Origin of the sequence: Kitasatospora sp. NPDC086791 (assembly GCF_040685975.1) — a bacterium.
Taxonomy (GTDB): domain Bacteria; phylum Actinomycetota; class Actinomycetes; order Streptomycetales; family Streptomycetaceae; genus Kitasatospora.
The window spans coordinates 250,816-262,895 of sequence record NZ_JBFBOC010000005.1 but is presented as its reverse complement, the minus strand read 5'-3'; the positions used below and the strand labels follow the sequence as shown (position 1 = coordinate 262,895).

Here is a 12,080-nt window from a genome sequence, read left to right as displayed (position 1 = left end):
CCGCCGCGAACGGGGCGATCTTCGCCTCGGCCAGCGAACGCACCGCCTCACGAAGCATCTCGTGCTCCTCGGAGATGCGGAAGAGATCGAAGTCCGCCGCCGCGCTGCCCGCCATGATGCCTGCCTCGTCGTCCAGTGACCGGAGTCCAGTGCCCGCGGTCCAGCGACCGCAGTCGGATCCGGTCCGATCGATCCGGTCCGATCGACGTCGAATCCGGGGTTAACTACCGTTCAGTAGAGATCCTAGGGCTCCCACCTGCGGCTGCCTAGCGTCCTGGGCGTGCGGGCGATCCCTGCACGCCCGGGCAGGGCGGATAGCATCGGGGACGTCCGCACCGGTTCGCGTCCGCGTCCAGACCGGTCGAGTCCGCATCCAGGGAGAACCCGTGACCCTCCGCATCTCCGTGATCGGCACCGGCTACCTCGGCGCCACACATGCCGCCGCGATGGCCGAGTTCGGCTTCGAGGTGCTGGGCCTGGACATCGACCCGGACAAGATCGCCATGCTCACCGCCGGCCGCGTCCCGATGTACGAGCCGGGCCTGTCCGAGCTGCTGCTCAAGCACGTGGCCGGACACCAGAACTCGACCGGGCGCCTGCGCTTCACCACCTCCGTCCAGGAGGCCGCCGAGTTCGGCGACGTGCACTTCGTGTGCGTCAACACCCCGCAGCGCAAGGGCGAGTTCGCCGCCGACATGTCGTACGTCGACACCGTGATCGACGAGCTCGCGCCGCACCTGGCCCGCCCGACCCTGGTGGTCGGCAAGTCCACCGTCCCGGTCGGCTCGGCGGCCCGGCTGGCCGAGCGGCTGGCCGCGCTGGCGCCGGTCGGCGAGGGCGCCGAACTCGCCTGGAACCCGGAGTTCCTGCGCGAGGGCTTCGCCGTCCAGGACACCCTGCGACCGGACCGGATCGTGGTCGGCGCCCAGAGCGAGCGGGCCGAGCGGCTGCTGCGCCAGGTGTACGCCGAGCCGATCGCGGCCGGGGTGCCGTTCCTGGTCACCGACTACGCGACCGCCGAGTTGGTGAAGGCCGCCGCCAACTCCTTCCTGGCCACCAAGATCTCCTTCATCAACGCGATGGCCGAGGTCTGCGAGGCGGCCGGCGCGGACGTCACCCTGCTCTCCACCGCGCTCGGCCACGACGAGCGGATCGGCCGCAAGTTCCTCAACTCCGGCCTCGGCTTCGGCGGCGGCTGCCTGCCCAAGGACATCCGCGCGTTCATGGCCCGGGCCGGCGAGCTCGGCGCCGACCAGGCGCTGACCTTCCTGCGCGAGGTCGACTCGATCAACATGCGGCGCCGCTCCCGGATGGTCGAGCTGGCCCGCGAGCAGTGCGGCGGCGGCTTCCTGGGCCGCCGGATCGCCGTCCTCGGCGCCGCCTTCAAGCCCAACTCGGACGACATCCGGGACTCCCCCGCCCTCAACGTGGCCGCCCAGATCCAGCTCCAGGGCGCCCAGGTCACCGTCTACGACCCCAAGGCCGTGGACAACGCCCGGAAGATGTTCCCCTCCCTGGCCTACGCCGACTCCGCCCTGGAGGCCGCCGAGGGCGCCCACGTCGTCCTCCACCTCACCGAGTGGGCCGAGTTCCGCGAGCTGGACCCGGCCGAACTGGGCGCCGTGGTCGCCGAGCGCCGCCTCCTCGACGGCCGCAACGTCCTCGACGCCGAGGCCTGGCGCGCCGCCGGCTGGACCTACCGCGCCCTGGGCCGCCCCAGCTGACCCCGCCCTCCCCGCGAGCGCCCGCCCCCGACCCGGGGAGCGGGCGCTTCCGTTTCCCCCGGCCGACCGGGCCCGGGCGGAATCCCACGGCCTCCGGTGTCGTTGGACCCGGCATGACGAGCTACGGCGACGACGCGACGGTCCGCGAGATCCTCACTGGTACCGGGGACGTCTGGGCCGTGGTCGGCCTCTCCAACAACACCGCCCGGGCCGCCTACGGCGTGGCCCGGGTGCTGCGGCGCCACGGCAAGCGCGTCGTGCCGGTGCACCCGAAGGCCGAGACGGTCCTCGGCGAGCAGGGCTACCCGTCGCTCGCCGACATCCCGTTCCCGGTCGGGATGATGTCGTGAGGTGCCGAGCCAACTCCTACGAACAGCCGGGGGTCGACCGCACCGGTGACCTCCATCGGCGGCAGCGGGTACAGCTCCATTGGCTGCGGCTCGCTTTCACAGTCGGCGAGTAGATCCATCACCTGCTGCCATACGCCGAGCGTGTACCAGCGGTGGTAGCGAGTCTGCAGGCTGGTCGGAGCCCCGAACTTCGGCGGCAACTTGCTCCAAGGGACGCCAGTCCGGGCTTTGTACAGGAATGCTTCGACCGCCTGTCGGATCGGGATCTCGTTGGCCCGCTTGCGCCTTCCCACGGCGGCAAGAACCGGTTCGATCACTTGCCACGCCTCGTCCGTGAGCACCGGGACGCCTCGTCCCCGATCTGCGAAGCCCTTGGCAAGGGTGCAGTCGTCTCGCCGCCCACGAGGCGGCTTACCAGTGATCGTCACCCGGACGTTCAGCAGGTCAAGCACCTCTTCCTGCTCGACGGACGTCATCTTCCGAAGACGCGATCGAGCCACCTTCGCCAGCTCGCGAAGATCGGCCGCACGCTGGCCGGCGGCCTCGTTCTCGGCCTTCCAGGCAAGAACTTCGTCTCGCAGCGCGATCGACTCGGCCAACTCGTCAGCAGTCGGCTTCACCGTCCTCTGAACGGCTTCCTCGGCCGCTTCACCGGACAAGCCACGCCGGGCAGCCTGCTTGGCTGCTACCACCATCGTGACCGACAGCACGGAGTCCTGCTCGTCGATCTGCCGGTCGAGATCCGCGGCCCGCTCGTCGTAGTTGACCTGGTTACCCATCGCAGTACTGAGCCAGTCCTCAGACATTGCTTGAAGACGCTCAGGCTCCCCGAGGAGCTTGCTGGTCTCGGCCCATACAATCTTCTCCAGAACGTCCGCGTTGATGGTCGGGCAATCGCATACCGAGGCGCCCGCGTACTTCTCCCTCTTGCCGGAGCAGTGATACGCCCGACCACCCCGTTCCTTGCGGTTGAGGCCGCCGTAGTGGCGACCGCACAGGCCGAAGATCCGAGTCGACAGCGGGTAGTGCGCTGCAGCCGACTTCGTGCCGTCGCCCCTTCGGTTCCGCACCATGGCCCGGCGGAGCTGTTCCCGCTCGTCCGGCGTGAAGATCGGTTCGAGCGGAATGATCACGGTGTTCCCGAAGATCGGGTTTCCGTCTGGACCCGGCTTGGCCCGACCATGGTGACGGAACGCCATCTCGGGCTCACCTGTAGCGTCCATCAGCCGTGACCACAAGTTCCGGTTGGACCAGAGCAAGCCCCGTCGGGTCAGCAGCCCTTCTGCGTTGAGACGGAGCGCTGCCTGACGAGCATTGCAGCGATCCAGAACCACCAGCTCCCAGGCCCTTCGCAGGACCACGAACTCGTGAACCTTCGCACACCCCTCGCCGTCGTCGCATTTGTCGATGACAATACGGGACAGGCCTTTCTGACCTTTGTCCGCAATGCGGTACCCATAGCGCGGACGCCCGCCGGTCAGCCCGCCGTCTTCGGCCTTTTCCTGAATTCCGCCCTGAGTACGGGAGCGAATGCGCTCGTACTCCGTCTCCGCATAGTCCGCCTGACGGCGCATCTCCCCACGCCCGGCGTCCGTGGTGTTGTCGATGTCGCCGTCCACGATGGCCACGAAGATCCCGATGTCCTCCAGGGCCCAGACCCAGCGCCAGAACGCACGGCCGGTTCGCCCGATGGCTCGCCCTTCGGGTACGACCACAACGTCGAAGGGGCGAGGCATCGAAGCTGCATCCGCCATGAGCCGATTGAGGTCCGGCCGCTCGGCCGCCTCCAGACTGCCGCTGATGCACTCGTCCTCGTAGGTTCCCACGTGGGCCCAGTTCTTGCGGGCCATCAGGGCAACGGTCTTCCTGCCTTGGCTTGCGATCCCGTAGCCCTTGCGCTGCTGATCCGTGCTCACACGCAGGTAGTCCACCGCCCGGAGCACTCGGACCGAGGTCACGTGCGCGACTACGGCAGTCGCGCTCTGTGCGAGTGTGCTTTTATTGGCCATGTCGACTCCAACCGGTCGGCCGGCCCCGGGACGGTTGCAGCCGTCGCCGGGGCACTTTGTTGACGGCAGCCTATCGGCAGATCTGTCAAGCCGTCAGGGCTTTCGGGAATTCTCTGGACGGATGACCCGAGAACCGAATAGGAGTTTGAGCAGCCGAGCCATCTCCTCCTGCGGCAGCTCAGCACCCGACTTCCAAGTCACCTTGATCTGATTCACGCCGCACCCCCGTTCTCGGGCTGAAGACAGCGCAAACGTCTATCCCACCGTCCTATCTCCCGGTTGGTGGCGAGGTCTTCGGCGATTCCGGCGGCGATGAGGGCTTCGGCGGGGGTGTGGCCGGTCCCGGAGAAGCGCCAGGCGGATTCTGTGGTGGCTTCGGTATCCCAGTCAGCGAACTGGACCGGGGCGCCAGCGAGAGTGCGGGCGTGTTCGGCGCGGTCGGTTCGGAGTCGGGTGTAGGTGGTGGAGTAGGCGTGGGTCTTGGTGAGGCAGTGGCCCCGGTAGCCGAGCATGTGAGCCCACGTGCGCGGGCGCAGGTGTTGCAGCTCGGGGAGTTCGCCGAGGTGCCAGGCGGTGGTGATGAGGGACCGGATGTGGGGTGTGACGTGTAGTGCGCGGATCTCGGCGAGGGTCGTGATGCGGCGGTCGACGGCGCCGGCGGTTTCGGCGCTCTTGCTGGTGTACTTGGCGACGTAGGCGGCTACGGCGTCGTCGGTGAGGCGTGCGCCGTCCCCGCCTGTGAGGGGGTGGGCAGCTCGTCCGCCGCTCCGCGCGCGACCCGCCACCCGGCGGCGTAGTCCACGCCCGGCAGCCACACCCACGAGTCCGGATCGAGGCCTGCCGCCAACTCCGCGCCGAAGTCGTCGTCCCCGTACAACAGTCCCTCAACTCCCCTGATCAACAACCGAACCGGCCATCCGTGCGCACACATGCCGAGGAGCCCGATACCATCGGCATCGGGTTGCGACCCACCGGACTACCCCACTTTCCCGCCAAGGTCGGGGGGTGGTCCGGTACGTCTTCAGTTGTCCCTGATCACCCCAGGGTCCTACCGCGCCGGCTCACTCCCCTCGGAGTCGTGGCCGAATATCCGCCGGAACAGCTCCGCCTCATCCAGTCCGACCAGCGGATCATCAACTCCCGTGCGTTCCCGCCAGATCCGCCGCATCAGTTGCGCCCGAGAGCGGTCGAGGTACCCGGGTTCGGCGAGCCACGCCGGCACCGCACGGTGAGCGGAACGCCGCCGGGGGGAGACGACCCGCACCGGCCAGGAGAACTGACCGCGCAGCGACCACCACAACACGATCTTGCCCCGCCAGGTCCGAGGGTCCCACCGCATCACGGGCACACCTCGGGATCGGCCGGATAGAGCTTGATCACGTACGGCGTGATCCCGACGAACGCGAGCGCCTGCACATGCCCGTACGTCGCGAGCCTGTGCTCAATCGACGGCACCGCCGACTGCCCGAACAGATCGTCGAAGTACTTCCACTGGTCCGCGTCCAACGGCAGCGCCCGCAGCGAGCCGAGGAGTGCGGTCAGTGCGTCCGACAACTTGGAGAACCGCGCGGGCTCCGTGATCCCACGGACCTCCACCGTCACCGGGAACCGGTGCGGGGCTGTGCTCTCGGCGCCGGTCATGACCTCCCCTTCCTGCGCGCACGGCGCTTGAACGCCAGCCCGTTCAACTTCATCGATCCGGCCTACCTGAACGGCGAGCACGCCCAGACTTTCCAGGACATCGGCGACGCCGACGAATCCGAACGGTACGCACGCCTGTCGATCGATCACGCCAGGGCCCAGAAGCGGGCCCGTCGCGGCACGATGTCGCAAGCAGCCCTCGCCGTGTCCCACCTCCAGCGCCGCAACCTCGAAGCCGCTCACGCGGCCGGTCTGCGGACCCTCGTCTTGACCGGCCAGGTCAAGTCGTCCCGCGCCGTCGAGGCCGTACAGAACCTCAAGCAGCAGATGGTCCCGTTCGGTCGCCATGCCCTTGTGGCCGACTTCAACGATCGAGCCCGCGAATTGCTCGCAGCCTGATCAACGCGCGGAACGCATCGGGCCCTCTCCCAGGTATGGGAGAGGGCCCGATCTCGTGAGCTAGCTGAACCGGTCGGCCAAGCCGAGGCGCGGGATCTCGATGGCGGGGCACTTGTCCATCACCATGGCGAGCCCGACAGCCCGCGTCCGGTCGTACGCGGCCTCATCGATCACGCCGAGCTGGAACCAGACGGCCTTGGCGCCGATGGCGGCCGCCTGGTCCGCGACCTCGCCGGCAAGGTCGGAGCGAACGAAGACGTCCACCACATCGACCTCGAAGGGGATGTCCGCGAGGGACGCATACCCCTTCTCACCATGCACCGTCTCCGCCTTCGGGTGCACAGGCACTACCCGCTTCCCGAAGCGCTGGAGCACCTCGGCGACGCCGTAAGCCGCTCGTCGCCGGTTGGACGAGAGGCCCACGACAGCCCAGGTGTCCCCAGACTCGGTAAGGATCTTCCGGACCGTCTCCGGGTCGCCGTGCATGCCCTGCCTCCTCGTAACCGGGTGCCGAGAACTCACCTCACCCCAGCGCCGCCGCTCCCCCGGCCATTCCCGGCCGGGATCCACGCTGGTCAGCGCGCCAGGTCGATGTGAAATCGGATGACACCTGGCGTAACCGTCCCGGTCGACGTGGTGGACGTGTTCGTGAACAGCGCGCTGGCCGGGGAGGTGGCCGACCAGGCGGCGGCGATCGGGGCGAAGGCGGTCTGGTTCCAGCTCGGCGTGGTGGACGAGGCCGCGTACGAGCGGACCCGGGCGGCGGGGCTCTCGATGGTGATGGACCGGTGCCCGGCCATCGAGATCCCGCTGCTCGCCTAGGAGTTCACGCCGGTCGGCGGCTCGGCTCAGGAGCCGGTGCCGGAGCCGGTGCCGTCCAGCCGGTCGATGGTGGCGATGGACGGGCGGCGGGTGGTGCGCAGCGCGGCGGACGCCGACTCGGCGTCGCGCAGGACGCGGACGGCGTTGTGCCAGGTGAGCTTGGCCAGGTCGGCCTCCGACCAGTGCCGGCGCAGGAGTTCGGCGACCAGGTTGGGGTAGCCGGCCACCGAGTCCAGGCCGTCCGGGAGGAAGGCGGTGCCGTCGAAGTCGCCGCCGATGCCGATGTGGTCGATCCCGGCGACCTCGCGCATGTGGTCGAGGTGGTCGGCGACGGTGGCGGGGGTGGCGATCGGGCGCGGGTGCGCGGCCTCGAAGGCGCGCTGGCGCTCCATGGCCGGCGGGGTGGTGTCCAGCGGGTGGAAGCCGTGGGCGCGCATGTTCTCGTCGGCGGCCAGCGTCCACTCGATGGCGGCGGGCAGGATGAACTTGGGCACGAAGGTGGCCATCGCCACGCCGCCGTTGGCGGGCAGCTGGGCGAGCACGTCGTCCGGGATGTTGCGCGGGTGGTCGCAGACCGCGCGGGCGGAGGAGTGCGAGAAGACCACCGGCGCCTCGGTGACCCGCAGGGCGTCCCGCATGGTGTCGGCGGAGACGTGCGAGAGGTCGACCAGCATGCCGAGCCGGTTCATCTCCCGGACGACCTCCTCGCCGAAGCGGGTCAGCCCGCCGGCCACCGGCTTGTCGGTCGCGGAGTCGGCCCACGGCACGTTGTCGTTGTGGGTGAGCGTCAGGTAGCGCACGCCCAGCTCGTACAGGGCGCGCAGGGTGGCGAGCGAGCAGTCGATGGAGTGGCCGCCCTCGGCGCCCATCAAGGAGGCGATCCGGCCCTCGGCGCGGGCGGCCTCCATGTCGGCGGCGGTGCGGGCGAGGCGGAGCCGGTCGGGGTAGCGCTCGACCAGGGCGTGGACGAAGTCGACCTGCTCCAGGGTGGCGCTCACCGCGTGGTCGCCGGCCAGCGAGGCGGGGACGTAGACGGACCAGAACTGCGCGCCGACCCCGCCCTCCGCGAGGCGGGCGAGGTCGGTGTGCAGGCGGTCGCTCTGGTCGGCGGCGAGGTCGAGCGCGCCGAGGTCGTACCCGGCCTGCTCGCGCATCGCCCAGGGGAGGTCGTTGTGGCCGTCCACCACGGGGGCGGTGCGCAGCAGGGCGCGGGCGCGGTCCAGCGGGGTGGGGGTGTCCAGCTCAGGGGTCATGCGAGCTGTTCTACCCCACGCCGGGACCGGTGATCACTTGCCGAAGCCGAAGGAGGAGGAACCGGCCACCTTGGCCCGGAGCTTCTTGCCCTTCTCGGTGGCCTGGTTGTTCAGCTCGGCCTGGAATTCGGTCATCCGCTCGGTGAGCTCGGGGTCGAAGGCGGCGAGCATCCGCACCGCGAGCAGGCCCGCGTTGCGCGCGCCGGCCACCGAGACGGTCGCCACCGGGACGCCGGCCGGCATCTGGACGATCGACAGCAGGCTGTCCATGCCGTCCAGGTAGCGCAGCGGCACCGGCACGCCGATGACCGGCAGCGGGGTGACCGAGGCCAGCATGCCCGGCAGGTGGGCCGCGCCGCCGGCGCCCGCGATGATCGCCTTCAGGCCGCGCCGGTGGGCGTTCTCGCCGTAGGCGACCATCTCGCGCGGCATCCGGTGGGCGGAGACGACGTCCACCTCGTACGGGATCTCGAACTCGTCGAGGGCCTGGGCGGCGGCCTCCATGACGGGCCAGTCGGAGTCCGAGCCCATGACGATGCCCACGACGGGCTGGGAGGCGGAGGCGCTCATTCGGTGATCGTTCCTCGCAGGTAGGCGGCCGCGTGGCGGGCGCGCTCGCGGACGTCTTCGAGGTCGTCCCCGAAGACGTTGACGTGGCCGACCTTGCGGCCGGGCTTCACGTCCTTCCCGTACATGTGGATCCGCAGCCCGGGGTCGCGGGCCATGCAGTGCAGGAAGGCGTGGTACATGTCCGGGTAGTCGCCGCCGAGGACGTTGACCATGACGGTCCACGTGGCGCGCGGCCGGGGGTCGCCCAGCGGGAGGTCGAGGACGGCCCGCAGGTGGTTCTCGAACTGGGAGGTGACGGCGCCGTCCTGGGTCCAGTGCCCGGAGTTGTGCGGGCGCATGGCGAGTTCGTTGACCAGGATCCGGCCGTCGCGGGTCTGGAACAGTTCGACGGCGAGGTGGCCGGTGATGCCGAGCTCGCCGGCGATCCGCAGGGCGAGCTGCTGGGCCTCGTCGGACAGGGCCGGGTCGAGGTCCGGCGCGGGGGCGGTGACCTCGGCGCAGACGCCGTTCTCCTGGACGCTCTCCACGACCGGGTAGGCGACGGCCTGGCCGCTGGGCGAGCGGACCACACTGGCCGCCAGCTCGCGGACGAAGTCGACCTTCTCCTCGGCCAGCACGGGGACGCCGGCCAGGAACGGGGCCTGGGCCTCCTGCTCGTCGTCGACGACCCAGACGCCCTTGCCGTCGTAGCCGCCGCGGACGGTCTTCAGGACGACGGGGTAGCCCTCGCCCTCGTTCGCGAAGGCGGTGACGTCGGCCGGGTCGGCGACGATCCGGTGCCGGGGGCAGGGCACGCCGATGGAGTCCAGCTTGGCCCGCATCACGCCCTTGTCCTGGGCGTTGACGAGCGCCTCCGGGCCGGGGCGGACGGCGATGCCGTCGGCCTCCAGGGCCCGCAGGTGCTCGGTGGGGACGTGCTCGTGGTCGAAGGTGATCACGTCGCAGCCGGCGGCGAAGCGGCGCAGGGTGTCGAGGTCGCGGTAGTCACCGAGGACGACCTCGGAGATCACCTGTGCGGCGGAGTCCTGGGGCGTGTCGGCGAGGAGTTTGAACCTGACCCCGAGCGGGATGCCCGCCTGGTGTGCCATGCGGGCCAGCTGCCCGCCACCGATCATGCCCACCACTGGAAAATTCACATTGCCCGGGGAAGTCACCCCGCCAGGATATCCGGGCCGGTGGGGGGTGGTGGAGCCGCTGGTGGGCCGGTGGAAGCGGACGCGCGTAGATGCCGACCGGACCCCCTCGGGGCTGAGCCGTTCAGCGGAAGCGGGTAGCCTGGACGGCCAGGTCCTGGTCTACGCGGTCCGATCATGTGCGTGCACGCAGGGCTCAAGGGGCGACCGCGCCGCCGCGATCAGCCCTTTCGACCCGCAGGCACATGCAGGCACACGCAGGCACATGGAGGCAGCCCGGTATGGCGACGACCGCAGCTTCGGAACCCTCACTCATGCAGAAACTGCGCGGGCTCAAGGGTGAAGTCGTGAAGTTCGGCATCGTCGGCCTGAGCGGCGTGGTGGTCAACTTCGCCGTCTTCTGGGTCTGCATCAACGGCCTGGGCCTCGCCTCGGTGCGCTCGAACATCGCGGCGACGGTGATCGCGATCGCCACCAACTACCTCGGCTACCGCTACTGGCTGTACCGGGACCGCGACGCCGCCTCCCGCAAGCGGGAGATCACGCTCTTCCTGGTCTACAGCGGCATCGGCATGCTGATCGAGACCGGCGTGCTCGGCTTCTCGGTGTACGTGCTGAAGCTGGACTCGCACTACGAGCAGCTGGGCGCCAAGGTGATCGGCCTCGCGGTGGCCACCGTGTTCCGCTTCGTCTCGTACCGCACCTGGGTGTTCAAGGCCGAGCCGGAGCAGCCGGTCAGGCTGCCGGCCCAGCCCTCGGCGGACACCGCCGACGGCCGTCGGCTGGCCGCCCAGGCCGAACTGATGCTGGCCGCCGAGCAGATCCGCTACGCCCAGGCCGAGTAGGCCCCGCGGGCCCCGCGAACTCCGCCGACCCCGCAGCCCCGGCAGGCCCAACCGGCCGCCGGGGCTCGCCGCGTCTCAGTCCTCGTGGTCCTCGTGGCTGCGCCCGAGGAAGAGCGCGAACACCGGGGGCTTCAGCGAGAGCAGTTCGAGCCGCCCGCCGTCCGCCTCCGCGAGGTCGCGGGCGACGGCGAGGCCGATGCCGGTGGAGTTGCGGCCGCTGACCGCGCGCTCGAACACCCGGTTGCCGAGGTCCGGCGGCACCCCGGCGCCCTGGTCCTGCACCTCGACCACCACCGAGGTGCCGGACGGCCGGACCCGCAGGGTGATCGTCCCGGCGCCGTGCATCAGCGAGTTCTCGATCAGGGTGGCCAGCACCTGGGCGACCGTCCCCGGGGTGCCGACCGCGGTGATCCCGTGCAGGCCCTCCAGGGACAGCACCCGGCCCCGCTCGCGCAGCGTCGGGCCCCACTCCTCCACCTGCTGCTTGATGACCTCGTCCAGGTCGAAGGCGACGGCGGTGGGGCTGCGCGGGTCGCGCTGGGTGGTGAGCAGCCGCTGGACGACGTCGGTGAGCCGCTCGACCTGCTGGAGGGCGATGGTCGCCTCCTCCTTGACCGTCTCCGGGTCCTCGGCGAGGGCGGTGATCTCCTCCAGCCGCATGGAGAGCGCGGTGAGCGGGGTGCGCAGCTGGTGCGAGGCGTCGGCGGCGAGCCGGCGTTCGGCGGTGAGCATCCGGGCGATCCGCTCGGCGCTGGTGTCCAGCACCTCGGCGACCCGGTCGAGCTCGGGCACCCCGTAGCGGCGGTCGCGCGGGCGCGGGTCGCCGGAGCCGAGCCGTTCGGCGGTCTCGGCGAGGTCGGTGAGCGGGCGGGCGAGCCGCTTGGCCTGCCAGACCGCGAGCGCCACGGCGGCCTGGACGGCGAGCAGCGCGACGACGCCGAGCAGCAGCAGGTTGTTGGCGATCTCGTGGTCGACGTCCTCGCGGGACTGTTCGACGGTGACGGTCTCGCCGCTGTTGCCGCGCTCGACGGCCTTCAGCAGGTGGTCGCCGGCCGGGCGGGCGCCGGCCGAGACCACCTGCTGGCCGGGGACCTGTACCTCGACGTAGCTGCCCTCGGTGACCTGGCTCTCGAAGGCCCGCGCCTCGGTGACCGACTCGCCCGCCGCGATCCGGCTCTCGACCAGGGCGAGCACCCGGACGGCGGCCGCGTCCACCCGGTCCTGGGCCGAGTTGACGATGGTGCGCTTCTCGACCAGGGCGAGCGGCACGCAGAACACCACGACCACCACCAGGACGACGCCCAGCAGCGAGTTGATCATCCGGCGTTTCACGC

Annotated in this window: 10 protein-coding genes and 3 pseudogenes; 5 read left to right on the top strand and 8 right to left on the bottom strand. The window is 70.3% G+C overall.

All coding sequences use genetic code 11. The features are described 5' to 3' along the window. Positions 1-386: 386 nt before the first annotated feature. Both AB0Q99_RS11510 and AB0Q99_RS11505 read left to right on the top strand, forming a co-directional pair. Positions 387-1,724, top strand: coding sequence for a UDP-glucose/GDP-mannose dehydrogenase family protein (locus AB0Q99_RS11510; protein WP_363570441.1), 1,338 nt, complete (start codon positions 387-389; stop codon positions 1,722-1,724). Between the two features lie 113 nt (positions 1,725-1,837). After that, positions 1,838-2,068, top strand: a pseudogene (locus AB0Q99_RS11505) (CoA-binding protein); the annotation flags it as partial. On the opposite strand, the gene AB0Q99_RS11500 reads toward AB0Q99_RS11505, so the two are convergent. The 3 genes from AB0Q99_RS11500 to AB0Q99_RS11490 form a co-directional block, all read right to left on the bottom strand. Beyond that, the gene (locus AB0Q99_RS11500) at positions 2,026-4,083 is read right to left on the bottom strand and encodes a recombinase family protein (protein ID WP_363570440.1); all 2,058 of its coding nucleotides are present in this window, start codon (positions 4,081-4,083) and stop codon (positions 2,026-2,028) included. The pseudogene AB0Q99_RS11505 and the gene AB0Q99_RS11500 sit on opposite strands and share 43 nt — an antisense overlap. Positions 4,084-4,295: 212 nt before the next feature. Next, entirely contained in the window at positions 4,296-4,868 is a 573-nt protein-coding gene (locus AB0Q99_RS11495) for a replication initiator (protein WP_363570438.1), read from the bottom strand. 553 nt (positions 4,869-5,421) lie between these two features. Next, positions 5,422-5,724 (bottom strand): hypothetical protein, encoded by a 303-nt coding sequence (locus tag AB0Q99_RS11490; protein ID WP_363570436.1) that lies wholly within the window; start codon positions 5,722-5,724, stop codon positions 5,422-5,424. 48 nt (positions 5,725-5,772) lie between these two features. Between AB0Q99_RS11490 and AB0Q99_RS11485 the strand changes: the two are divergent. Continuing rightward, a pseudogene (locus AB0Q99_RS11485) lies at positions 5,773-6,123 on the top strand (transcriptional regulator); the annotation flags it as partial. A gap of 60 nt (positions 6,124-6,183) precedes the next feature. Here the strand turns inward: AB0Q99_RS11485 and AB0Q99_RS11480 are convergent. After that, positions 6,184-6,609, bottom strand: a complete 426-nt coding sequence (locus AB0Q99_RS11480) for a CoA-binding protein (protein WP_363570434.1) — start codon at positions 6,607-6,609, stop codon at positions 6,184-6,186. Between the two features lie 138 nt (positions 6,610-6,747). Here AB0Q99_RS11480 and AB0Q99_RS11475 point away from each other — a divergent pair. Then, positions 6,748-6,945 (top strand): annotated as a pseudogene (locus AB0Q99_RS11475) (CoA-binding protein); the annotation flags it as partial. A gap of 26 nt (positions 6,946-6,971) precedes the next feature. Here AB0Q99_RS11475 and AB0Q99_RS11470 read toward each other — a convergent pair. Genes AB0Q99_RS11470 through AB0Q99_RS11460 form a run of 3 tightly spaced genes read right to left on the bottom strand, consistent with a single transcriptional unit; the run spans position 6,972 to position 9,904 of the window. After that, on the bottom strand, positions 6,972-8,198 hold the full coding sequence (locus AB0Q99_RS11470) for a dipeptidase (RefSeq protein WP_363570432.1): 1,227 nt from the start codon (positions 8,196-8,198) through the stop codon (positions 6,972-6,974). A gap of 33 nt (positions 8,199-8,231) precedes the next feature. Continuing rightward, entirely contained in the window at positions 8,232-8,768 is a 537-nt protein-coding gene (purE, locus tag AB0Q99_RS11465; RefSeq protein ID WP_363570431.1) for a 5-(carboxyamino)imidazole ribonucleotide mutase, read from the bottom strand. Further along, positions 8,765-9,904, bottom strand: a complete 1,140-nt coding sequence (locus AB0Q99_RS11460; protein ID WP_363570429.1) for a 5-(carboxyamino)imidazole ribonucleotide synthase — start codon at positions 9,902-9,904, stop codon at positions 8,765-8,767. Before AB0Q99_RS11460 ends, purE begins: the two co-directional genes overlap by 4 nt. 311 nt (positions 9,905-10,215) lie before the next feature. Between AB0Q99_RS11460 and AB0Q99_RS11455 the strand changes: the two genes are divergently transcribed. Further along, positions 10,216-10,746, top strand: a complete 531-nt coding sequence (locus tag AB0Q99_RS11455; protein WP_363570427.1) for a GtrA family protein — start codon at positions 10,216-10,218, stop codon at positions 10,744-10,746. A 75-nt stretch (positions 10,747-10,821) separates the two neighbouring features. On the opposite strand, the gene AB0Q99_RS11450 is transcribed toward AB0Q99_RS11455, so the two are convergent. Beyond that, complete coding sequence (locus AB0Q99_RS11450; protein WP_363570425.1) at positions 10,822-12,078, bottom strand: ATP-binding protein; 1,257 nt, start codon at positions 12,076-12,078, stop codon at positions 10,822-10,824. Between the last annotated feature and the right edge of the window lie 2 nt (positions 12,079-12,080).